This is a genomic window from Candidatus Giovannonibacteria bacterium, from assembly GCA_016432405.1.
Taxonomy (GTDB): Bacteria; Patescibacteriota; Minisyncoccia; order UBA11713; family 2-01-FULL-45-33; genus MFHE01.
Genome location: CP066687.1, coordinates 32,225 through 53,901, shown reverse-complemented (window position 1 = coordinate 53,901; position 21,677 = coordinate 32,225). Strand labels below are relative to the sequence as shown.

Sequence of the window (21,677 nt, the reverse complement as noted above, 5' to 3'; positions counted from 1 at the left end):
GTAGGAGTTTAATTTATTTGATTGTTTTAATCAAGTCGCGCAGTTCGGCGGCTTTTTCGAAGTCCAGATTTTTGGCGGCTTCCAGCATTTCTTCTTCCAGTTCCTGCTTTAGTTTTTCGCGGGACATTTGTTTGGACATTTTTGTTAAATCAAATTTTTTAACTGCTGATTCTGCGCCGAATATGTTCTCGCCGATTTGACGCTGAATGGGCTGCGGCGTCAGGCCATGTTTTTTGTTGTACTCTTCCTGAATTTTTCTTCTGCGCCCGGTTTCCTCCAGCGCTTTTTTCATTGAATCGGTCGTCGTGTCCGCGTACATTATTACTGTTCCTTGGGTGTGCCTCGCGGCGCGGCCGATGGTTTGGATTAAAGTTTGGGCGTTCCTCAAAAACCCCTCTTTGTCGGCGTCTAAAATTATTACCAAAGACACCTCCGGCAGATCAATGCCTTCTCTTAAAAGATTTATCCCGACAATCACGTCGTAGACGCCCTTCCGCAAATCTCTTAAAATTTTGTGCCGTTCCAAAGTTTTTATATCCGAATGAAGATATTCGGCTTTAATATTCCTGCCTGCTGGCGAGGCGGGTTTTTCTTTCAAATAATCCGCCAAGTCTTCGGCCATGCGTTTGGTGAGAGTGGTAACCAGAACTCTTTCTTTGCGGCTCGCCCGCTTTTCTATTTCTGACACAACGTTCTTCATCTGGTTTGCCGTGCCGCGGATTTCAAGGCGCGGGTCCAAAAGCCCGGTCGGGCGGATGATTTGTTCAATGATATAACACGAATGTTGCGAATCGGTATGCGAATGATACGAATTTGCGAAGGAGAGAAGACCGGGGGAGAGGTTGCTTTCTCTTTGACACGAGAGATTCAGTTCGTAGGGCGCTGGAGTCGCGGAAACATAAACAACCTGCCTGATTTTTTGATTAAACTCTTCAAACTTTAATGGCCGATTATCTATTGCCGACGGCAGGCGGAAGCCGTAATCAACCAAAACCTGTTTTCTCGCGCGGTCCCCGCTGTACATTCCGCGGATTTGGGGGATAGACATATGCGATTCATCAATAAAAGTTACGAAATCATCCGGTAAACCCGCCTTGCCGGCAGGCAGGTAGTCCAGCAAAGTGGCCGGCGGCTCTCCTGCTTTTCTAAATGCGAGCTGACGCGAGTAGTTTTCTATTCCGTGCGTGTAGCCGGTCTCGCGGAGCATTTTTAAATCAAAATTAGTGCGCTGGGTGATTCTTTGGGCTTCCAATAATTTTCCTTCTTTTTTGAGCTCCGCGGTTCTGGTTTTCAGTTCAAGTTTTATGTTAGCCAGCGCGAGCTCCAATTTTTCCTGCGGAGTCACGAAATGTTTTGCGGGGAAAATTTTTCCGCCCCCGCTTATTTTTTCTATAGTGTTCCCATTCCACTCAATCCGAATTATCGAGTTTCCGGCCGGAGAAAAAATTTCCACCGCTTCCCCGCGCACTTTGAAAACTCCGGCTTGCCCCGCCGATGGCGGGGCAAGCCTATCATAATTATTTCTTTCGTATTGCATTTCAACTAATTTTTTCAAAAAAGCGCGCTGCGAAATCTGCATACCCTCTTTTACCTCAAGCGCCGCCTTTTCGTATTCAGATGGGTCGCCGATGCCGTAGATGCAGGAAACGGAGGCGACAATCACGAAATCCCTGCGCGTAAGAGCCGTGGCGGTAGTCGCGTGGCGCATCGCGTCAATGAAATCGTTTATCTTTGCATCCTTTTCTATATAAGTGTCCGTCTGCGGGATGTATGCTTCCGGCTGGTAGTAATCGTAGTAGGAAACGAAATAATGCACGGCGTTTTTTGGGAAAAAAGTTTTAAATTCCTGATAAAGCTGGGCGGCCAAAGTTTTATTGTGCGAAATCACCAAAGCCGGACGGCCTAAATTCGCGATGACATTCGCCATCGTAAAAGTTTTTCCCGAGCCGGTGACGCCAAGCAGAGTTTGGTGCCGGTTGTTAGATTTCAAAAGCCGGGTCAATTCACTAATCGCTCTTGGCTGATCTCCAGCCGGTTTATAGGGCTCGTGAAGTTTAAATAAGGTCATTTTGTAGTATAGTAATAGTAATGATTGGACACTTAGAAGGCAAGGTTTTGTTTAAGGGAGAGCGGCATGTTGTTTTGGATGTCGGTGGAGTTGGTTATAAAATTTTTGTGCCGGCGCCCGCGAATAAAATTTCCGTAAATGAAAATGCCAAGTTCTGGACCCATCTTCACGTAAAAGAAGACGCGCTTGAGCTTTACGGATTTTCGCACCAAGCCGAGCTGGAGTTTTTTGAATCTTTGATTTCGATCTCGGGCATCGGCCCAAAGTCGGCCTTGGGCGTGCTTGCTTTGGCGCCGGTAGACACAATAAAACGCGCGATTGCGTCCGGAGATACATCTTATCTGACAAAGATTTCCGGCATCGGCAGAAAGACAGCTGAAAAAATTGTCTTGGAATTGAAAGACAAAATGGGATTCGGAAAAGTTTCATTAGGCGGGGAAGAATTTAAAGAAGATACTGATATTTTGGACGCGCTGGAAGCCCTGGGGTATTCCCAGCGCGAAGCCCGTGAAATGCTTCAAAAAATTCCGGCGAGCATCCAGGGCCGCGAAAAAAGGTTAAAAGAAGCTCTGAAAATGTTAGGAAAATAGAAAAATAGAATGGAGGCGCTTTTGAATTTTATCAAGCGATTGATTCCCAAACAAATTTTTGGGGCATTGCAGCCGCATTATCACAAGTGTTTGGCTTGGTTAGCGGCTCTGCTGTATAATTTCCCATCGCGGAAATTAAAAGTCGTAGGAGTCACCGGGACCAACGGCAAGTCCACAGTGGTGCATCTTGTCACGGCTATTTTGGAAGAGGCCGGAGAAAAAACCGCATCTGCGTCGTCTTTGAGATTTCGCATAAACGGGCGGGAGTGGAGAAACACGCTTAAGATGACAATGCCCGGCAGATTCAAACTGCAAAAATTTTTGAGAGAGGCCCTTAGCGCTGGCTGCGAGTACGCTGTGCTTGAAGTTACTTCTGAAGGAATCAAGCAGTTCCGGCACGTCGGGACTGATTTTTACATGGCAGTCCTGACCAATGTCACTCCGGAGCACATAGAGTCGCACGGGACTTTTGAAAATTACCGCGCTGCAAAAGCTGAACTTTTCAAAAAAGCTAAAATCCATATTTTAAACGGCGATGACCCTTCAATTGATTATTTTTTAAAAATTCCCGCCCAAAACCGCATAATTTATTCAAAAAAAGATTTGCCGCCGGGGATTCATCTTAAACTTTTGGGCGATTTCAATCTGGAAAACGCTGTCGCGGCGTATCACGCGGCGAAACTTTTGGGAGTTGATTTCGGCGCCATAAAAAGCGCGCTGGAGAAAATAGAAGGCGTGCCGGGGCGGCTGGAATTTGTTCAAAAAAAGCCGTTCTCTGTGGTGGTGGATTACGCGCACACTCCGGACGCGCTGGAAAAAGTTTATATCGCCTTAAGCCATACGGCGTACGGCGTACGGCCCAATTTAATCTGCGTTTTGGGTTCGGCGGGCGGCGGGCGCGACAAATGGAAAAGGCCGGAGATGGGGAAAATCGCTGGCAGATTCTGCAAAAAAATTATTTTGACCAATGAGGACCCGTATGACGAGCTGCCTTCGGCTATTTTGGAGGATATTGAAAAAGGCGTCTCGCAATTTCTAATTTCTAATTCCAAATTTCTAAACAAATTCCAAACCCAAAACTACAAGAAAGTTTTGGATAGAAGAGAAGCCATTCGCGAAGCAATAAAATCTGCAGAGTCGGGCGACACGGTAATCATCACAGGCAAAGGCGCCGAGCCATGGATTATGGGGCCTAATGGGACAAAGATAGCGTGGGACGACAGGGAAGTTGCAAGAGAGGAACTTTCCAGATTATAATAATGGCTATGGAAATAAACGAATCAAAATATTTGCATATCAGGCCGCCGAAGGAGGCGCTTTGGGCGCTGGTGATATTTTTGGCCGTGCTCATTGTGTTTTTCGGCGCGCGCACGTGGAATGAAGTTAACGGGACCAACCGGCCGTTTCCGTCCTCCACAATCAGCGTTTCCGGCGAAGGAAAGGTCTTTGTTAAGCCGGACGTGGCAGTTGTAAATATCGGAGTTGTAAAACAGGGCGCCGACTTGGTTTCAACGCAGCGTTCCGCGACAGACGTCATAAACAAAGTTTTGGAGATGCTAAAGCGCGAAGGGGTGGAAGACAAAGACGTCAAAACAACTTCTTACAGCATAAGCCCGAGGTATGATTATAAAGACGGGACGCAAATATTCAGAGGATATGAAATTCATCAAAATCTTGAAGTTAAAATAAGAGACCTTGGCAAGGTGGGCAGCACACTTTCGCGCTCCGCTGAATTCGGCGCGAATCAGGTTGGCTCCATTCAATTTACGGTGGACGACCCGAAGGCGGCAAAAGAAGAAGCGAGAGCCGCGGCCATTAAAGATGCAAGAGAAAAAGCCGCGAAGCTCGCTAAAAGTTTAAATATCAATCTTAAAAAATTAGTTTCGTATTCCGAATCCGGCGGTGGTTTTCCGCCTCCTGTGCCGATTTACGGAAAGGCGGTTGAATTTGGCCTTGGCGGAGATTTCCCCGCTCTGCCTTCCGGCGAGAATGAAATCAATATTTTTGTTACTCTGACTTACGAAATTCGCTAAGCGCAACGTGGGCTTGACAAACCCACTTCATGGGTGTATAATGGAGCAAGACATTGAAATAGGCTAATTTGCCAAGATTCATGGTGACTTTTGGTGAATGCCACCCACCTCGGGTTAGAGGGAAACGAAAACGCGCAAATAAGCGCAAGGAGGCATATATGAGTACAGAATTTGCATCCGCCGACCTCACCGCCGGCCAACTCAACGCCATCGTCAAGAAACTCGGTGGCCACGACATGGCGCTCCGTTTTCTCCGCGACGAACTCTCGGTTTCCGAACCGACCCGTTCGTGGCGCAAGGAAGACGGCGTCATCTACTTCTCGGTCATCAGCGATGGCACGACTGGCGAGGATTGGGTCACCAGGCTTGAGAGCAAAGGCTTCCGCGTGGGTGACTACGCCAAGCAGGTGCTCCGTTCGCCGAGCTTCGTGCCGACCAAAGGCGTAACGACTGAAGTCGCCGTTCTCAATGGCATGCTCTTCGAGGACAACGACCGGATCACGAAGAAGATCCGCGCCGAGGCCGACAAGCGCAAGCTTGAAAAGCCGAACGCCGAAGTGGCTTGCCTCATCCGTGAGAAGTTCACGGACGAGGAGATCAAAGCCATGGGCCTTTGGTGGATCGTCGCAATGCACGAACCCATCAATGACTCCGATGGCCTTCCGGACTTGCTGTACGCGGACCGCGATGCTGATGGTCGCTGGTTGCTCGCGTACTACGACAGGCCTGGCGTTAGGTGGCCTCGTGACAGTGGGTTCGCGTTTGCCGTTTCGCAAGTTAGCCCTCAAAACTAAGACACTGTGATCTTTTAGGTCCTTTGGTCTTAGTCCTGCCCCTGTGTCTACTAGAAATAGTGGATGCGGGGGTTTTTCTTATGTTAAAATCCAGAGTGGTAGTAGGTGAATATGCGGGAGATAAATTTTATATTTCCCGCTACCGAACCCAGTATCCATGCATCGAGAGTATCTGCGATCACGGTTGCAGATAGAGTGGTGCATGCAGAAACTTCAAAAAAAGAAGATACTTGGCGCGAGATATTAAGGCATTGCTATGCCGGATTCGATTCAACCCCGAGAGTATTCGAGGGGTGGTGACATGGACGATATTTCGTGCGATTCCGATGGCAATCCGAACTTGCTGAACGCGAACCGCAATGATGATGGTCGCTGGTTGAACGCGTACAACGACAGGCCTGACAATAGGTGGAATCGTGACAATGGGTTCGCGTTTGCCGTTTCGCAAATCTCTTCATTTCTCTCCCGTTTTGGGAGAGTTTTGTTTTAAAATTTGCCCGCTCCATCCCCCAAGCATTTTACCAATTTCGATTATTTTTATCGACAATGCGGCATATTTTTTATTTTCCAGCGATTTGGTTTCCCAAAGAATCATTAAAAGTATATTTAACGTATCAACTTTTCGTATCGCAAGACGGATATATGGCTGTTTTTCCTGGCGAGCCAAAAAAGCGGCAATTGATATTGCCTCGATTGTTTCTATAAAAAGCGTATCAATTCGCTGACCAAGAGAATGCCTGTGTGGTTTGGGCAAAATTTGATAATAACTGTACCATAATAAATATGCGCTTTTTATTTTTTCAAGAAGCGGTAAAACCCTGCGGGGGGGGGGCGTAGTGGAAAAATTTTTATGAAAACTCAATTGACTCATAATTTTGAGGATATCATTGGTATAGAAAACTTACTAGAGGCCTGGCGGGAATTTGTGCGCGGCAAGAGAAACAAGCGCGATGTTCAAGAATTTTCTTTGCGGCTAATGGATAATATTTTATCTCTTCATAACGACCTTGCCCAGCATACTTACGAGCACGGCGGCTATAAATCTTTTCATATTTTTGACCCTAAGCCGAGGCATATCCATAAGGCCAGCGTTCGCGACCGGCTTTTGCACCACGCGATTTACCGCAAGCTCTATCCGTTTTTTGACAGGGTTTTTATTGCTGATTCTTTTTCCTGTCGCCTTGAAAAAGGAACTCACAAAGCCCTCAACCGTTTTCGCGCGTTTGCTTGGAAAGTCAGCCGGAACAACACCAAAACCTGTTGGGTTTTGAAGTGCGACATCAGAAAATTTTTTGCCAGCATTGACCACGAGGTTTTAATGAAAACTTTAAAATCTTATATTCCGGACTCGGATATTTTATGGCTTCTCGAACAGGTTATAAAGAGTTTTTCTTCAACTAGGCAGAATGTCGGCTTGCCGTTGGGCAATCTAACCTCGCAGTTGTTTGTGAATATTTATATGAATGAGTTTGACCAGTTTGTGAAGCACAAACTTAAAGCCAGATATTATCTTCGCTACGCGGATGACTTTGTGATTTTTTCTGAAAATAAGAATTGGTTGGAAGGCCTTATTCTGCAGATTAAAAACTTTTTATGCGAAAAGCTGAAACTTGATTTACATCCGGACAAATTATTCATTAAAACTTTGGCTTCCGGCGTTGATTTTTTGGGATGGGTAAATTTTTCCGACCATCGCGTATTGCGGACAAGCACAAAAAGAAGGATGATAAAAAGATTAAGTGAGAATCTAGTTTCCGAAACACTTAATTCTTATTTCGGCTTGTTGAAACATGGAAATACGTATAAAATCCAAAAAAAGATTAGAGCGGGAAATTTATTTGGTTTTGCATAATATCCGAAGTTTGCATAATGTCGGCTCTATTTTTCGGACGGCGGATGCCATGGGGGTTTCAAAAATTTATTTAACTGGCTACACGCCGGGGCCGCACGATATTTTCGGAAAACTTCGGAAAGATTTTCAAAAAACCGCGCTGGGCGCGGAGAAATACATGAAATGGGAAAAACTGCGATATATCGCAGTTTTAATAAAACGCTTAAAAAAAGAAAAAATTCAGATTATCGCCTTGGAGCAGTCAAAAAAGTCGCTGAATCTTAAAAAGTTTTCACTTGGAAGCCGGACTTCCAAGTCGGGCATCGCGCTGATTTTGGGCAACGAGGTCAGCGGCATTCCGAAATCGGTTCTTGAAAAATGCGACAAAATTATAGAAATCCCCATGCGCGGCAAAAAAGAATCGCTGAATGTTTCAGTTGCGGCCGGCATCGCGCTTTACGCGCTTAGTAACTAATTTCCGTAATTAACTTCCCCAGCTGGTCAAAGAGCTGGACGAGGTCGCGGCGGTTGCCCCACATCTCGGCATTTTTGCCGAGGTAAATGAGCCACTGGCGCTGATCAAAATCGGAATCGTTTTTGTGGTCGGCGACGCACCCCACATAGCTTGCGTGCTGGCTTACGAACTCTGCGCAGGTATTATCAATGCCGGTGTCGGCGTTGATATTGGGTACAACGCAGCTTCCCAAACTTTCTGTGTATTGTATGCATTTATTATTCAGATTCCTTGGCTGCGGCAAGTCGGAAAGCGACGGGCAGGACGCGTAAACCGGCAGGGAGTTGTTCTGGTTGAAGTATCCGGAGCATTTATTCAGTTTGAAATTTTTTCCGAGCGGGCTTATGCCCGTCACTATTGCCGCGCGCTCTCCGTAGTTGAGGGCAATGTTTCCGCCGTATTCGTCTTTGCCGATGGTTCCGGACACCCTGTCTCTATTTTGGAGTTTCATTCCGGAAATATTCGCCGCCTGCTTATTGTCAAAATCAAAATGCTCCAGGACGACGTATTCCTGCTCTGGCTGGGTGGAATAGGCCTGCCCGAGGCCCAATCGCAGTGCGGGCGGCTTTGCCGGAGCGGGCGGCGCGCCGGGAGTTGGCGCAGGAGCCGGCGCGGGCGGGGTTTTCGCTGGCGTTGTCTGGTTTGCGCTCCCGGATGGGGTTTGCGGCGCCGGAGCCGATGGTGTTATCGCGCCGGGCGCGGATGTTCCTACCGATGAGACACTTGGGGCTTCTGGAGATTCCGGAAACAAACCGGAAGGTTTTGATTCGGTGCCGGTTTTGAGCGAGAACAGATTTATATTTTTTCTTTGGAAGCCGAAGACAATGCCTACTATTATAAGCACGAATATCAGCCACATGACATCCTTGTTCATATTTGCTATATTACACTTATGGGTGAAAAACCAAAAGAGGGCGAGCTTTTTCCTGCCTTGGAAAAAAATCCGCGCGGCTTGCGGGAGCTTAGGAACTTGCGCGCGGAACTGGAAACCAAGAGCGAGATCAAAAAAAGAAAAGAGCGCCAGGAAAGAATAGATGAGATTTTAGGAAGAAACAAAAAAAATGCTTAGCATCCTCCCGCAATTTTTGGACTATAGTTTCTATGCCCCAACAATTTTGAGACTTGCCTTGGGGGCAATTTTTTTGGCGCACGGCTGGCAGAAATTGGTTTCAGACAAAGTCCAATTTGCCGGATGGCTTGAGTCAATGAAATTCCGCCCGGGGAAATTTTGGGCGTGGCTGGTGACATTGGTTGAATTTTTGGGCGGAATTGGCTTGATTTTAGGGCTTTTGACGCAACTCGCGGCGCTGGTTTTGGCGATAGAATTTCTGGTTATTATTTTTTGGGTTCAGCGCGGGAAGCCGTTTGTCGGCGGGCCTGCCTCGCCGGCAGGCGGGCGAGAATTTGATTTTTTGATTTTACTGGCTCTTTTGGCTTTGCTCGTCCTTGGTCCCGGGGCATGGTCATTTGACCTGCCTTTATAATATGGACTCGGACGACGTTGTTTTTGACATTGAAACCAAGCGTTCTTTCAATGAGGCCGGGATTTCCGCAAGAGACGGAGGAAGTTTCGAAAAACTCGGAGTTTCGGTGGTAGGAGCTTATGTTTACGGACTGGGCCAATACTTGACTTTTGAGGAACATGAAATTCCGGAGTTTGAGAAATTGCTGCAAAGAGCCGGCCGCGTGGTCGGCTTTAATATCCGCCATTTTGATTTGGCGGTTTTACAGCCCTACATTTCCTGGAATTTAAAAAATTTGCCCGCGCTGGACTTGATGGACGACGTAAAAAAATCGCTCGGCCACCGGCTTTATCTGGACAGCTTGGCGGAGGCGACTCTGGGCGTCAGGAAATCGGGGGATGGACTTCAGGCGCTGAAATGGTATAAAGAAGGGAAAATGGGCGAAATTAAAAAATACTGCCTGAAGGATGTGGAGATTACAAAAAACCTTTACGACTTCGGGAGGCAGAACGGCCACGTGCTTTTTTATTCAAGAAGCGCCGGCGGCAGGGTGGCGATACCGGTGGCCTGGAATAAGCCGGAGAAGTCAGGTACAGAAAAAAATGTCCAACTCAAAATTTTTTAACATATTGGGAGCGGAGCTTGGCTTGGAAGAAGTCGTTCAGGCGATTTACGATTTCGTTAAATCAAAGCCGTCCCGGCGGTACAAAATCATCGTGGGGACGGATTCTGCCGCGAGAAGCGAAGTAAATTTTGTGACTGCGGTGACCATCTGGCGGGTGGGGAACGGCGGGATTCATTTTTGGACGCGCTCCGAAAAAACGCGTTGCAATACTCTCCGCGAACGGATTTACAGAGAAACCATCTGCTCCATAACTTTGGCGCAGGAGCTCCGCGGGCGCTTAAAAGAAAAATTGGGGGATGAATTTTTCTGGAACGACCAGATTCACATTGATGTGGGCGAAAACGGCCCCACGCGCGAATTCATAGACGGCGTCGTCGGCATGGTAAGGGGCTACGGCTTTGACGCTATAATCAAGCCCAATTCTTTCGGAGCGTCAATCGTCGCCGACCGGCACACGTAGACATCCGACGTCTAAGTTGAGATTGAGATTGTCCTCGTCGTCCAATGGATAGGACGCAGGCCTCCGAAGCTTGAAATCCGAGTTCGAATCTCGGCGAGGACGCAAAATTATGCCAGAATTGCCGGAGGTGGAAACAACGGTAAGAAAACTAAAGCCGCTTATTGTGGGCAAGCGGATTTTAAACTTAAGCGGAAAAAAGATTTTAAATATAGAGCGCAAAGGCAAGGCGATTTTAATTTGTCTTTCGGGCGGAAAGATTTTGGGGTTTCACCAGCGAATGAGCGGGAAGCTTTTGATTGTGCCTCACGGAACGCGCGATAAGCATATTCGCCGCACCTTTTGTCTTTCCGGTTTACCCCCACACCTATCCGATAGGTGTGGGGGCGGGGATTTGGTTTTTCACGACGTCCGCAAATTCGGCGTTGTTTGGTATGGAGATTCCAAAAAAGTTTTGGGCGACCCGTATTTTAAGACATTGGGAAAGGACGCGTTAGAAATATCTCTGCGGGATTTTAGGAAATTATTTAAAACAAAATACATAACCCCCTTAATCCCCCTTACCTTAAGGGGGACAAAGATCAAATCATTTCTGCTCAACCAGAAAAATCTTGCCGGAGTCGGAAATATTGTCGCAGACGAGGTTTTGTGGCGCGCGAAAATCCATCCAGAAAGAGAAGTTAGAAGTTTGAGCGGATTAGAAGTTAGAAATTTGTGGAAATCAATCAAATTTATTTTAAACCGCAGCATAAAGTCCGGCGGCACTACGATGCGCGATTGGTTGCACCCCGAGGGAACCCGAGGGGCTTATTTTGAAAAAAGATTTATTTACGATAGAGAAGGCGAGCCCTGCCGAAGATGCCGCGCCGGAATTATCCGCAAAAAAATTTCCGGCCGCTCCGGCTATTTCTGCCCGCGGTGCCAAAAAATATAAACAATCTTTCGGGCCAGGCGGAATTGAACCGCCGCCACACCCACCCCAAGGGTGCGTACTGCCGTTATACTATGGCCCGCTCCGTTTAAGCTTCAAATGCCTCCCGGCTTTCATACATCTTGTGCAGATTTTGATGCGGCTGCCGGAGGGAAGCCGTGCCCATTGGAGATTGGGATATTTCCGCGATTTTTTGGTCGGGTTATAGTGGGCGCGCAAAAGCCGCCTTGTGCCCATGACAACCGACCCCTTTTTGCAAATCGCGCAAATTTTTGCCATAATTTGTGATATTCGGATATCATTCGTAAATTAGCATTATATTATACATGAATCAAGCGCTGGAGTTTATTTTTCAAATTCTGATTTTGATTTTCTCCGTTGTTGTCCACGAGGTTTCTCACGGCGCCGTTGCCTACGCGATGGGAGACAACACCGCAAAAGACGAAGGCCGGCTCACGCTCAATCCCCTCAAGCACCTTGACCCTTTCGGCTCGGTGATTTTGCCCACAATCACTTATCTTCTTGGCGGGTTCATTTTTGGCTGGGCGCGGCCGGTGCCGTATAATCCCTACAATTTAAGAAGTCAGAAATATGGGCCGGGGTTGGTCGGCGCGGCGGGGCCCCTCTCCAATATAATGGTTGCCCTTGTCTTCGGGGCGCTGATTCGTTTCTCCGGAGCGCTGGCTTTGCCGCCGCAATTTTTGCAAATTGCCATCTTCATCGTTTTTCTTAATCTGATTTTGGCGATATTTAATCTTATACCCATACCTCCGTTAGACGGCTCCAAAGTTCTTTTTGCCCTTCTACCGGCGCGCGCTTTAGATTTGGAAGTATTTTTTGAAAGATACGGGCTTATTATCCTTGTGATTTTTATATTTTTTCTCTCGGGCATAATTTTGCCAGTCGCCGCGTTTTTGTTCCGCCTGATTACGGGCTTTGCTTTTTAATTGAAGTGTGATAAACTGCGATACAATATGCCTACTATAAATCAGTTGGTTAAAAAAGGCAGAAAAAAAATGGAATACAAGGCGAAGTCCGTGGCTTTGGCCAAGTCTTTTAACGTGCTCCAAAACCGGCCGCGTTTTTATCCGTCTCCTTTCAAAAGAGGGGTTTGTTTGGCGGTGAAAACTATGACGCCCAAAAAGCCGAATTCCGCTTTGCGAAAAGTAGCAAGAGTGCGCCTCACAAACGGCATGGAAATAACCGCATACATTCCCGGCGAGAAGCACGCCTTGCAGGAGCACTCGGTCGTAATGATACGTGGCGGGCGCGTTAAGGACCTTCCGGGGGTGCAATACCATATTGTCCGCGGGGTTTTGGACACAACTGGCGTTGAGGGCAGAAAACAACAGCGCAGTAAATACGGGACTAAGAAACCAAAAGCATGAGGAGAAAGAAAAAAGAAAAAAGAGAATTGAGGCCAGACCCAGTTTATGGCTCCCGGCTGGTGGCGAAACTTACCAACTATTTAATGCTTTCCGGCAAAAAGACAACCGCCCAGAAAGTTATGGAGGGCGTTTTTGAAGAGATAAAAAAGGGTAAAAAAACTGAAACCCCCGTGGCGGTTTTGGAAGAAGCGCTGAAAAACGTGACGCCTTTGGTGGAAATCCGCCCCAGAAGAATCGGCGGAGCGACTTATCAGGTGCCGAGGGAGGTTTCTGCGGAGAGGGGATTCGCTTTGGCGGCCAGGTGGATTATCGGCGCCTCCCGCGCCAAAAAAGGCAAGCCGATGGCTAAAAAACTGGCCGAGGAAATTCTTTTGGCCGCGAAAAACGAAGGCGCCGCCATCAAGAAAAAAACAGACACCCACCGCATGGCCGAAGCCAACCGCGCCTTCGCGCATTTCGCCTGGTAAGCCCCCACACCAACTTATGTTTTATGTTTATGTTTTAAGGAGCAAAGTAGACAGAGAATCAAATTTGAAGTTAAGGTCGATGGCTTTTGCGCAGCTTAGATTGAGAATACGCGCATCTTTAGAAATATAAGTTGATGTGGGGGTAAATTTGAAAATTTTATGGAAGGAGGCAAGGAACAATTGGATCCGAGAGAAGAAGCAAAGAAAATAATTGATCATTTATTGGATGATTTTGGGGAATATCCGGACATCTGGCTTACAAATGAGGAAAAGACCGCAGAACCCGAGATTGGGAGCGAGCTCGCTGAAAAGAAGCGCAAATGGAGCCACAACAAATACTCCGTAACATGGTGGTTTACGCCGGTTGTAGGATACCTTGATAGAATTATTGAAAACAATGTTTCTGACGAAAATCAGAAATCGCGTTTTCGGGAAGAGTTGAATGATTTGTTACAACGCGTAAGGAGTGAGGGGAGAGGAGCGATAAGTAAAGATACAATAAATAAAGCAGAAAAGCTTTTGCAGGACATAAAAGCTTCTCTTATCTAATTTTATTTTTTATGGCGCGGGAATATCCGATAGAAAGGACGCGCGATATCGGGATTATCGCGCACATAGACGCGGGGAAGACGACCGTAACCGAACGGGTGCTTTTTTATACCGGAGTTTCGCATAAAATCGGCGAGGTGCACGAGGGCGAGGCGATTATGGACTGGATGGAGCAGGAGCGGGAGCGCGGGATTACAATTACCGCCGCCGCCACGACATGTTTTTGGACCCCGTCATATTTGCCCAGGGATAAGAAAAACGAACACCGCATAAATATTATAGACACCCCCGGACACGTTGATTTTACCGTTGAGGTGGAAAGGTCTTTAAGGGTTTTAGACGGAGGCGTCGTTGTGTTTGACGGAGTCGCGGGCGTTGAGCCGCAATCGGAAACCGTATGGCGGCAGGCGGATAAATACAAAGTCCCCCGCACATGCTTTATAAATAAACTGGACAGAATAGGCGCTTCTTTTGAAAAAAGTTTCAAATCAATTTTGGACCGCCTGACTCCAAACGCGGTGGCCGTGAACATCCCCATTGGCTTGGAAGGCGATTTTTCCGGCGTAATTGACCTTATGCGGATGAAATTTATAAGGTTTGGAGGCGAGCATGGAGAAAATATTATTCAAGAAGAAATTCCCGAAAACAAAAAAGCGGAAGCGGAAACTTGGAGGCATAAATTGGTTGAGCGCGTTGCCGGAGAGGACGACGCGCTTACTGAAAAATATTTGGGTGGAGAAGAAATTTCTTTGGACGAATTGAGACAAACTCTGCGCGCTGCGACTTTGTCTTACAAACTTATCCCAGTTTTTTGCGGCTCGGCTTTGAAAAACAAGGGAGTGCAGCTGATGCTGGACGGCGTCGTTGACTATCTTCCTTCGCCGGCCGACCTTCCTCCGGTCAAAGGAACCGACCCGAGAACAGGAACAGAGATTTTTCGCGAGTCCAAAGATGAAGCGCCGTTTGCCGCTTTGGCTTTCAAATTACAGACCGACCCTTACGTGGGGCAGCTTACTTATTTCAGGGTTTATTCCGGCGCTTTGCCGGCGGGGTCGTATGTGTTAAACACGCGCACTGGAGATAAAGAAAGAGTGGGGAGAATTTTGCGCATGCACGCGAATCACAGAGAAGAGGTTAAAGAAATGCAGGCCGGAGAAATTGGCGCCATCGTTGGTTTAAAAAATACAAAGACCGGAGACACGCTTTGCGATCCGGAGCATCCGATTACTTTGGAATCAATTATTTTCCCCGAACCGGTGGTTTCTTTGCGGATTGAGCCCAAAACCAAGCAAGACCAGGAAAAAATGGGACTGGCTTTGAGGCGGCTTTCAGAAGAAGACCCAACTTTCCGCATCAAAGGGGACGAAGAGACAATGGAGACGATTATTTCCGGAATGGGTGAACTCCACTTGGAAATTATCGTGGAGCGGATGAAGCGTGAATTTAAGGTCGGGGCAAATGTCGGGCGCCCGCAGGTTGCCTACAAAGAAACCGTTAAAAAAACGGCGGAGGCAGAAGGAAAATATATTCGCCAGTCGGGCGGACGGGGGCAGTATGGACATGTTTGGTTGCGAGTTGAGCCAAATGAGCGCGGGAAGGGGAACGAATTCATAAATGAAATCAAAGGAGGAATTATTCCGCAGGAATTTATTCCGGCGGTTGAAAAAGGCGTGAAAGAAGCGCTGGAAAAAGGAGTGGTGGCCGGGTTCCCGCTGGTGGACATAAAAGCCGCGCTCTACGACGGTTCATACCACGACGTTGATTCGTCCGAAGCCGCTTTTAAAATCGCGGGCTCCATCGCGTTGCAAGAAGCAGTCAGGCGCGCGGTAGCCGTTCTTCTTGAGCCGGTAATGAAAGTGGAAGTGGTGACGCCCGACCAGTTTTTGGGGGACATAACCGGAGACCTTTCTTCCAAGCGCGGAAAAATTGAAAATATGTCGGAGCGGGGCAACGCGCGGGTTGTGGACGCCAAAGTCCCGCTTTCCGAAATGTTCGGCTATGTGACAAAATTAAGAAGCATGACCGAAGGCCGCGCTTCCTACACTATGGAATTTTCTCATTACGAAGAAGTTCCGGCAAACATTGCGGAGCTGATTAAAGAGGGGAAGAAATAATGGAAAACGAAGACGAAAAAAACACAGAGAAAGAAGAAAAAATATTGTCCGACGAATTGCTCGCCGAAGATTTGGATTCGGAGCCCGAACTTGACGATTTGCCGGTGTAGGACTTAACCATTATTGTCTGTACCAACTTTCAGCGATCGCTGGAAGTTGGTTTGCAGCGCCTTTAATGTCGCTTTTTGTTAGACTAAACACTTTCAACCGATCGGCTTTGAGTGTATAGTTTAGTACTAAATTAAAACTTGACGAGCTGCCGGTTTAATGCTAGGATGGCTTTAGAGCAATTTATGGAGAAAGGGGAACTGTATAATGGCAGAAAAAAATATAGAAGTCGAAAGACTTAGGGTTTCCGATGGACAAAGGCGCGCAATGTTAGAACTCCCTGATGGGACAAAAATCAAGATTAGTATTGATCGCACCAAAAGGGTTCCGGTTTGCTCCGTGAATGTAAAAAATCCGAGCGGCTTCGTGTGCTTCCGCCCCGAAAACATGCAGATAAATTGGGGCGAGGACGAATTGGGTAGCACCACCGCTTTTAAGTTCTTTGAACTGCCGCCGGAGCAGCAGAGGCGGCTTTTGGAGAGCAAGGACCTGTTCGCCATCTTTGACCAGCAGAACCGGCTGGTGGGGATTGTGAAAAACCATCCAAAGTGAGCGGCAGAGAGCGGCGCTTGACGCCGCCTTTTTTATTCTATAAGATATACTTTGTAAGATTATCAAGTTAATTTTTATGTAAATCTATGGCAGAGAAATTTGAGAGGACAAAGCCGCACTTAAACGTCGGCACAATCGGCCATGTTGACCACGGCAAGACCACGCTGACCGCCGCCCTTTTGCACGTTTTGAATTTGGCCGGCAAAAAGGCGAGGGTGGAAAAGGTTGAAGATATTGACAACGCTCCGGAGGAAAGGCAAAGGGGCATTACAATCGCGCTTCACCACTCGGAGTACGAAACGGACAAGCGCCACTACGCGCACATTGACGCGCCGGGGCACGCCGACTACATCAAAAACATGATTACCGGAGCCGCGCAGATGGACGGAGCCGTTTTGGTGGTTTCCGCTTCCGACGGCCCGATGCCGCAGACAAGGGAGCACATTCTTTTGGCGCGCCAGGTCGGAGTGCCGGCGATTATCGTATTTTTAAACAAGGTGGACGCTGTTGACGATAAAGAACTTGTTGATTTGGTTGAAACGGAAATCAGGGAACTTCTTACAAAATACGAGTATCCCGGGGACAAAACCCCGATTATCCGCGGGTCGGCTTTGAAAGCGTTGGAAGCGAAATCCGCGGAAGACGAGTGGGCCAAGCCGATTTTGGAATTGGCGAAACAGCTTGACGAATACATACCAGAACCGGTTCGCGATATTGACCGCCCATTTTTAATGCCGATTGAAGATGTTTTCTCCATTGAAGGAAGGGGCACGGTCGTGACGGGCAGAGCGGAGCGGGGCAAGGCCAAATTGAACGATGAAATTGAAATCGTCGGGCTCAAAGACACGCAAAAGACCGTGATTACCGGAATTGAGATGTTCAATAAGCAACTGGACGAAGCGATTGCCGGGGACAACGCCGGAGTGCTTTTGCGCGGAGTCAAAAAAGAAGATGTGGAAAGAGGGCAGGTTATCGCCAAGCCAGGGTCAATTACCCCGCACACGGATTTTGAATCCGAAGTTTACGTGCTCACCAAAGAGGAGGGCGGGCGGCACACACCGTTCTTCACCGGCTACAAGCCGCAGTTCTATATCCGCACGACCGATGTGACCGGAGACGTCGCGCTGCCAGCGGGGACGGAGATGGTTATGCCCGGAGACACAATAAAATTTACGGTCAAACTTATCGCTCCGGTGGCGCTTGAGGAAAAACAAAGGTTCGCCATCCGCGAAGGCGGCAAGACGGTGGGCGCGGGAGTCGTCACCAAGATTATAAAATAAATCGGATGGCAAAGGCGGCTGTTAAAATTAAAACGAAAGAGGCCGCGGAACCGGAAGAAAAGCAGAAGCTTCGCATCCGCGTCCGCGCCTACGACCACAAAATTTTGGATTCGTCCGTAAAGCAGATTGTAGACACAGCCATAAGATACGGGTCGGAAATAATGGGCCCCGTGCCTTTGCCTACCGAAATCAGAAAATACACCGTCAACCGCTCCACTTTTGTGCACAAAAACGCTAGAGAGCAATTTGAGATGCGGGTGCACAGGCGCCTGATTGACGTCTTGAACCCCACGCCGAAAGTGATAGAGGCGATGACGAATCTTAATCTTCCGGCGGGAGTGGACATTGAAGTTAAAATGTAATCTATGAAATTTATTTTGGCGAGAAAAATTGAAATGTCGCAGGTTTTTGACGACAATGGCAGTGTGCGCCCGGTCACATGGCTGGAAGCCGGGCCGGTTTTTGTTACGCAAAAAAAATCCAAAGAGAAAGACGGGTATGTTGCTATGCAGGTTGGATTCGGCAAAAAGAAAAAAGAATTTCGCGCCGATTCCCCCGTTAATGTCGGCGATAAAATTGACATTTCGGTTTTCAAAGAGGGCGATGCCGTAAATATTTCTGGAACTTCCAAAGGGAAGGGCTTTCAAGGCGTTGTAAAAAGACACGGGTTTCATGGCGGTCCGAGGACACACGGCCAGAAGCATTCCGAGCGCGAGCCGGGCTCAATCGGCGCCACTTGGCCGCAGAGGGTCTTAAAAGGCAAGCGCATGCCCGGGCGAATGGGCGGAGAGCGCGTCACGGTACAGAATCTTAAAGTAATAAAAATAATCCCCGAAAAAAATCTGCTCGCCGTCTCCGGCGCAATTCCGGGGCATCGCGGAAGTTTGGTGGAAGTGAGAGGATAAAAAAGCGCCGCCTGGGCTAGGCGGCAAAATTTTTACTTTAAAATTGGGCACGGGGCCGCATCTTTAATCGAGGCTTATCTGACACTTTGGGCGCCCCGTAGTTCTGCATGCACTCCACCGCTATTGCAGCCACAATTCTTATTTCGTGCAGTAGCATATCCGGGCCAAATCCTTGTGCGGTTTCGCAAGTAATTTCTATGAGTTTAAGATAATCCCCGACCGATGCCTGCGGCGTTAAACAGCATTTCCGTCGCTCGCTAAGTTCTTGATCTATCACTCCAAAAACCTTTTCACGGCTGATTTTAGCCATATTTTTCCCCTCCTCTGATGTTAAGTTATCCTGTTGCATCTGGAAAGTCAATATGCTATCATCTAAATCACTTGTGGGAAGAGAACCAAAATACGGTTTAGGAGGATAAAAAGGCATGAAATCCCGGGTTTTTAGCCGAGGGGGTTCTGCCCCCTCGTTTTTCGTTGCTTTAGCAACGATCCCGACGTACGTCGGGATAAAAGCTTAAGCTTTTATTTATAAATATGAAAACGGAAATTTACAACGTAAAAGGCCAGAAAGCTGGAACCGCGGAATTGCCGGAGGGGATTTTCGGCGCGGCTTGGAAGCCGGCGCTGGTAAAACAGGTTTTTGACGGCGAGATGGCTAACCGCAGGCGGCCTTGGGCGCATACAAAAACAAGAGGTGAGGTCCGGGGCGGAGGAAGAAAGCCATGGCGGCAAAAAGGAACAGGGCGGGCGCGTCACGGCTCAATACGCTCTCCTTTGTGGGTCGGAGGAGGAGTCGCCCACGGGCCGCGGAAAGAAAGGAGCTACGAAGTGAAGATGAACAAAAAAATGAGGCGAGGGGCGCTGCTTTCTCTGCTTTCAAGAAAATTAAAAGAGAAAGAGGTTGTGATTTTGGACGAGTTTAAGCTCTCGCGGCCCAAAACCAAAGAGGCGTTCAGTGTTTTTAAAAATTTACGAAGCGGGGCGGAGATTTACAAAATCGGCGAGCGGGGCGGGCGTGCGCTTTTGGCTCTGCCGAAATCCGAGACGCCAAAACGCGCCGCGAAAAATCTGCCGTATGTTTCTTATATTGAGCCGAGGAATTTGAACATTATGGAGCTTTTGCATAACAAATATTTGATTTTGGATAAATCCAGCATTAAAGAATTAGAAAAAACTTATGCCAGGTAGTGAAAAAATCGATTGCTTTTTGGTGATATTACGAAATCCAGCGGCTATCCGGCAGTTTTATATTGGGCCGAAATTTGAGGTTATATTTACAAAAGCATTATCACTAATCGATTTTTCTACTACCTGGTATGCCGTTTAATTTAGCGCAAATTTTCGGGGGGTGGAGGAGGAAAGAGGCGAAAAAAGCTCCGCGCCCTGCGGATGAAATTTCTAGGCGTGGGCGCGCGCCTTCCGCAACGCCGCCTCGCTCCTCAACACTCGGTGTTGAATCCTCAAAAACACCGAGTGTTTTCCCGCGAGGCGTTGTCAAAAATAAAAGCGGAATCGCTTGGAAATTACTTATCGCGCCTCATATTTCTGAGAAAGCGACGATGCTCGGCGATGACAGGTATGTATTTAAAGTTGCGGACAACGCGGACAAAAATTCGTTAAAACGGGCGATTGAAAGCCGTTACGGCGTCGGCGTTGAATTTATAAATATTATCGCCCCGAGAGATAAAAACCGGAGGCGCGGCCAGATTCTCGGCGTAAAATCGGGATTTAAAAAAGCCGTAGTGGTATTAAAGGCAGGTGACAAGATAACTGAATTTTAATTTTATGATAAAGACCTTTGCGCCAAGGAGCCCGGGGAGAAGGCAGATGACCGGAATAAACTACCGGGAGCTTTTAACGCGCCCGCGCTCCGCGCCGGAAAAATCTCTGGTATTCGGCAGAAAGCGCGATGTCGGCAGGAACAGCTTCGGCCGCATCACGACACGCCACAAAGGCGGCGGAGCAAAACGGCTTTTGCGAATCGTTGATTTTAGATTTGATAAAAAAGATGTCCCGGGCCGGGTTGAATCGGTTGAGTATGACCCCAACCGCACCGCCTTCATCGGCTTGGTGACATACAAAGACGGAGAGAAAAGATACATGGTTTTGCCCAAAGACGTCCGCCCGGGGCGGGAAATTTTGGCGTCCGCAAAAGCCCCGATTTTGCCGGGCAATCGCTTGCCTTTGGGGGAGCTTCCGCCTGGCACTTTTGTTTATAATATTTCGCTTTCCGCCGAGAGCAAGGCGGCTTTGGTAAGGTCTGCCGGCTCTTTTGCGGAAGTTGTCGCGCACGACGGCGGATACGCGACGCTGAAGCTTCCTTCCGGGGAGGTCAGAAAAATAAAAGACGATGCCTGGGCTTCCATCGGGCAGGTCTCCAATGAGGAGCACAACCTTGTCGTCATCGGTAAGGCCGGGAGGTCGCGGCGCATGGGCGTGCGGCCCACTGTGCGCGGCTCGGCGATGAACCCGGTTGACCATCCTTACGGCGGAGGCGAAGGCAGGACGCTTAGGGGGACACGCCGTCCGAAAAACAAATGGGGCAAGGGAACAAGGGGCGTGAAAACCAGAAACCCGAATAAATTTTCTTCAAGATTTATTATCAGCAGGCGAACTAAAAACTAGTATGGCGCGGAGTTTAAAAAAAGGCCCGTATACGGACCCGAAATTGCTCAAGAAATTGGGCAAGTTTCGCGCGGGCCTGCCTGCCGGCAAGGCAGGCGGAAAAGACGTTATAAAAACATGGTCGCGAAGGTCGCAGATTACGCCCGAGATGGTCGGGTTTATTTTCGGCGTGCATAACGGCAAAGATTTTATACCGGTGGGCGTTACTGAAGAGATGGTCGGACACCGCCTCGGAGAATTTTCGCCCACGCGCAAGTTTGTAAAGCACGGAGGCAAAATGCAAAAAGAGTTGGAATTACAAGCCAAAGAAGCAGAGAAAGCTAAAGCGGCTTCTGCGTCATCTCCGGCCGCGACGGCGCCGGCCAAAAAATAATGATTACCAA

Annotated in this window: 29 protein-coding genes and 2 tRNA genes; 25 read left to right on the top strand and 6 right to left on the bottom strand. The window is 48.2% G+C overall.

Annotated features, from left to right (window positions below):
• Window positions 1–13: 13 nt before the first annotated feature.
• Entirely contained in the window at window positions 14–2,068 is a 2,055-nt protein-coding gene (gene uvrB / locus HYW15_00385) for an excinuclease ABC subunit UvrB (GenBank protein ID QQG42673.1), read from the bottom strand.
• A gap of 20 nt (window positions 2,069–2,088) precedes the next feature.
• On the opposite strand from uvrB, the gene ruvA reads away from it, so the two are divergent.
• The 4 genes from ruvA (at window position 2,089) to HYW15_00365 (ending at window position 5,485) form a co-directional block, all read left to right on the top strand.
• Window positions 2,089–2,658 carry a Holliday junction branch migration protein RuvA gene (gene ruvA / locus HYW15_00380; protein QQG42672.1) on the top strand — a complete coding sequence of 190 codons (570 nt, stop codon included), beginning with the start codon at window positions 2,089–2,091 and terminating at the stop codon, window positions 2,656–2,658.
• A 9-nt stretch (window positions 2,659–2,667) separates the two neighbouring features.
• Complete coding sequence (locus HYW15_00375; GenBank protein QQG42671.1) at window positions 2,668–3,915, top strand: UDP-N-acetylmuramoyl-L-alanyl-D-glutamate--2,6-diaminopimelate ligase; 1,248 nt, start codon at window positions 2,668–2,670, stop codon at window positions 3,913–3,915.
• A gap of 8 nt (window positions 3,916–3,923) precedes the next feature.
• The gene (locus tag HYW15_00370) at window positions 3,924–4,691 is read left to right on the top strand and encodes an SIMPL domain-containing protein (GenBank protein QQG42670.1); all 768 of its coding nucleotides are present in this window, start codon (window positions 3,924–3,926) and stop codon (window positions 4,689–4,691) included.
• A gap of 158 nt (window positions 4,692–4,849) precedes the next feature.
• Window positions 4,850–5,485 (top strand): hypothetical protein, encoded by a 636-nt coding sequence (locus tag HYW15_00365; GenBank protein ID QQG42669.1) that lies wholly within the window; start codon window positions 4,850–4,852, stop codon window positions 5,483–5,485.
• A 454-nt stretch (window positions 5,486–5,939) separates the two neighbouring features.
• On the opposite strand, the gene HYW15_00360 is transcribed toward HYW15_00365, so the two are convergent.
• Window positions 5,940–6,347 (bottom strand): four helix bundle protein, encoded by a 408-nt coding sequence (locus tag HYW15_00360; protein QQG42668.1) that lies wholly within the window; start codon window positions 6,345–6,347, stop codon window positions 5,940–5,942.
• Between HYW15_00360 and HYW15_00355 the strand changes: the two genes are divergently transcribed.
• On the top strand, window positions 6,336–7,337 hold the full coding sequence (locus HYW15_00355; protein ID QQG42667.1) for a group II intron reverse transcriptase domain-containing protein: 1,002 nt from the start codon (window positions 6,336–6,338) through the stop codon (window positions 7,335–7,337). The two genes, HYW15_00360 and HYW15_00355, sit on opposite strands and share 12 nt — an antisense overlap.
• Window positions 7,330–7,791, top strand: a complete 462-nt coding sequence (locus tag HYW15_00350; GenBank protein QQG42666.1) for a TrmH family RNA methyltransferase — start codon at window positions 7,330–7,332, stop codon at window positions 7,789–7,791. The genes HYW15_00355 and HYW15_00350 overlap by 8 nt, the downstream gene beginning before the upstream one ends.
• On the opposite strand, the gene HYW15_00345 is transcribed toward HYW15_00350, so the two are convergent.
• Window positions 7,781–8,704, bottom strand: coding sequence for a hypothetical protein (locus HYW15_00345; protein QQG42665.1), 924 nt, complete (start codon window positions 8,702–8,704; stop codon window positions 7,781–7,783). The two genes, HYW15_00350 and HYW15_00345, sit on opposite strands and share 11 nt — an antisense overlap.
• An 18-nt stretch (window positions 8,705–8,722) precedes the next feature.
• On the opposite strand from HYW15_00345, the gene HYW15_00340 reads away from it, so the two are divergent.
• The 6 genes from HYW15_00340 (at window position 8,723) to HYW15_00315 (ending at window position 11,309) form a co-directional block, all read left to right on the top strand.
• Window positions 8,723–8,899 carry a hypothetical protein gene (locus tag HYW15_00340; GenBank protein QQG42664.1) on the top strand — a complete coding sequence of 59 codons (177 nt, stop codon included), beginning with the start codon at window positions 8,723–8,725 and terminating at the stop codon, window positions 8,897–8,899.
• The gene (locus HYW15_00335) at window positions 8,892–9,314 is read left to right on the top strand and encodes a DoxX family protein (protein ID QQG42663.1); all 423 of its coding nucleotides are present in this window, start codon (window positions 8,892–8,894) and stop codon (window positions 9,312–9,314) included. Before HYW15_00340 ends, HYW15_00335 begins: the two co-directional genes overlap by 8 nt.
• On the top strand, window positions 9,298–9,918 hold the full coding sequence (locus HYW15_00330) for a ribonuclease H-like domain-containing protein (protein QQG42662.1): 621 nt from the start codon (window positions 9,298–9,300) through the stop codon (window positions 9,916–9,918). The genes HYW15_00335 and HYW15_00330 overlap by 17 nt, the downstream gene beginning before the upstream one ends.
• Window positions 9,896–10,378: a ribonuclease H-like YkuK family protein gene (locus tag HYW15_00325; GenBank protein QQG42661.1), complete on the top strand. Its 483-nt coding sequence runs from the start codon at window positions 9,896–9,898 to the stop codon at window positions 10,376–10,378. The genes HYW15_00330 and HYW15_00325 overlap by 23 nt, the downstream gene beginning before the upstream one ends.
• 30 nt (window positions 10,379–10,408) lie before the next feature.
• Window positions 10,409–10,480 (top strand) — tRNA-Arg (locus HYW15_00320).
• Window positions 10,481–10,487: 7 nt separating this feature from the next.
• A complete protein-coding gene (locus HYW15_00315; protein ID QQG42660.1) occupies window positions 10,488–11,309 on the top strand; it encodes a hypothetical protein in 822 nt (273 codons plus the stop codon).
• Between the two features lie 8 nt (window positions 11,310–11,317).
• Here the strand turns inward: HYW15_00315 and HYW15_00310 are convergent.
• Together HYW15_00310 and HYW15_00305 are read right to left on the bottom strand one after the other, a co-directional pair.
• Window positions 11,318–11,388, bottom strand: a tRNA-Pro gene (locus HYW15_00310).
• The gene (locus HYW15_00305) at window positions 11,379–11,585 is read right to left on the bottom strand and encodes a 50S ribosomal protein L28 (GenBank protein QQG42659.1); all 207 of its coding nucleotides are present in this window, start codon (window positions 11,583–11,585) and stop codon (window positions 11,379–11,381) included. Before HYW15_00305 ends, HYW15_00310 begins: the two co-directional genes overlap by 10 nt.
• 47 nt (window positions 11,586–11,632) lie before the next feature.
• Here HYW15_00305 and HYW15_00300 point away from each other — a divergent pair, with 47 nt between their 5' ends.
• The 9 genes from HYW15_00300 (at window position 11,633) to rplC (ending at window position 18,669) form a co-directional block, all read left to right on the top strand.
• Window positions 11,633–12,253, top strand: coding sequence for a site-2 protease family protein (locus tag HYW15_00300; GenBank protein QQG42658.1), 621 nt, complete (start codon window positions 11,633–11,635; stop codon window positions 12,251–12,253).
• Window positions 12,254–12,280: 27 nt separating this feature from the next.
• On the top strand, window positions 12,281–12,694 hold the full coding sequence (gene rpsL / locus HYW15_00295; GenBank protein ID QQG42657.1) for a 30S ribosomal protein S12: 414 nt from the start codon (window positions 12,281–12,283) through the stop codon (window positions 12,692–12,694).
• Window positions 12,691–13,161 carry a 30S ribosomal protein S7 gene (rpsG, locus tag HYW15_00290; protein QQG42656.1) on the top strand — a complete coding sequence of 157 codons (471 nt, stop codon included), beginning with the start codon at window positions 12,691–12,693 and terminating at the stop codon, window positions 13,159–13,161. The genes rpsL and rpsG overlap by 4 nt, the downstream gene beginning before the upstream one ends.
• Before the next feature lie 159 nt (window positions 13,162–13,320).
• Window positions 13,321–13,710, top strand: coding sequence for a hypothetical protein (locus HYW15_00285; GenBank protein ID QQG42655.1), 390 nt, complete (start codon window positions 13,321–13,323; stop codon window positions 13,708–13,710).
• An 11-nt stretch (window positions 13,711–13,721) separates the two neighbouring features.
• Window positions 13,722–15,824: an elongation factor G gene (gene fusA / locus HYW15_00280; GenBank protein ID QQG42654.1), complete on the top strand. Its 2,103-nt coding sequence runs from the start codon at window positions 13,722–13,724 to the stop codon at window positions 15,822–15,824.
• 315 nt (window positions 15,825–16,139) lie between these two features.
• Window positions 16,140–16,484, top strand: a complete 345-nt coding sequence (locus tag HYW15_00275) for a hypothetical protein (GenBank protein ID QQG42653.1) — start codon at window positions 16,140–16,142, stop codon at window positions 16,482–16,484.
• A gap of 86 nt (window positions 16,485–16,570) precedes the next feature.
• Window positions 16,571–17,764 carry an elongation factor Tu gene (gene tuf, locus HYW15_00270; GenBank protein QQG42652.1) on the top strand — a complete coding sequence of 398 codons (1,194 nt, stop codon included), beginning with the start codon at window positions 16,571–16,573 and terminating at the stop codon, window positions 17,762–17,764.
• Window positions 17,765–17,769: 5 nt separating this feature from the next.
• A complete protein-coding gene (gene rpsJ, locus HYW15_00265; GenBank protein ID QQG42651.1) occupies window positions 17,770–18,126 on the top strand; it encodes a 30S ribosomal protein S10 in 357 nt (118 codons plus the stop codon).
• Between the two features lie 3 nt (window positions 18,127–18,129).
• Window positions 18,130–18,669, top strand: a complete 540-nt coding sequence (gene rplC, locus HYW15_00260) for a 50S ribosomal protein L3 (protein ID QQG42650.1) — start codon at window positions 18,130–18,132, stop codon at window positions 18,667–18,669.
• A gap of 37 nt (window positions 18,670–18,706) precedes the next feature.
• On the opposite strand, the gene HYW15_00255 is transcribed toward rplC, so the two are convergent.
• Entirely contained in the window at window positions 18,707–19,096 is a 390-nt protein-coding gene (locus HYW15_00255; GenBank protein ID QQG42649.1) for a hypothetical protein, read from the bottom strand.
• 107 nt (window positions 19,097–19,203) lie between these two features.
• Between HYW15_00255 and rplD the strand changes: the two genes are divergently transcribed.
• The 4 genes from rplD to rpsS all read left to right on the top strand — a co-directional run bounded on the left by rplD (window position 19,204) and on the right by rpsS (window position 21,667).
• Window positions 19,204–19,857, top strand: coding sequence for a 50S ribosomal protein L4 (gene rplD / locus HYW15_00250; GenBank protein QQG42648.1), 654 nt, complete (start codon window positions 19,204–19,206; stop codon window positions 19,855–19,857).
• Window positions 19,858–19,985: 128 nt separating this feature from the next.
• Window positions 19,986–20,450 carry a 50S ribosomal protein L23 gene (locus HYW15_00245; GenBank protein QQG42647.1) on the top strand — a complete coding sequence of 155 codons (465 nt, stop codon included), beginning with the start codon at window positions 19,986–19,988 and terminating at the stop codon, window positions 20,448–20,450.
• A 4-nt stretch (window positions 20,451–20,454) separates the two neighbouring features.
• The gene (rplB, locus tag HYW15_00240; protein QQG42646.1) at window positions 20,455–21,294 is read left to right on the top strand and encodes a 50S ribosomal protein L2; all 840 of its coding nucleotides are present in this window, start codon (window positions 20,455–20,457) and stop codon (window positions 21,292–21,294) included.
• Between the two features lies 1 nt (window position 21,295).
• Window positions 21,296–21,667 (top strand): 30S ribosomal protein S19, encoded by a 372-nt coding sequence (gene rpsS, locus HYW15_00235; protein QQG42645.1) that lies wholly within the window; start codon window positions 21,296–21,298, stop codon window positions 21,665–21,667.
• Window positions 21,668–21,677 lie beyond the last annotated feature (10 nt).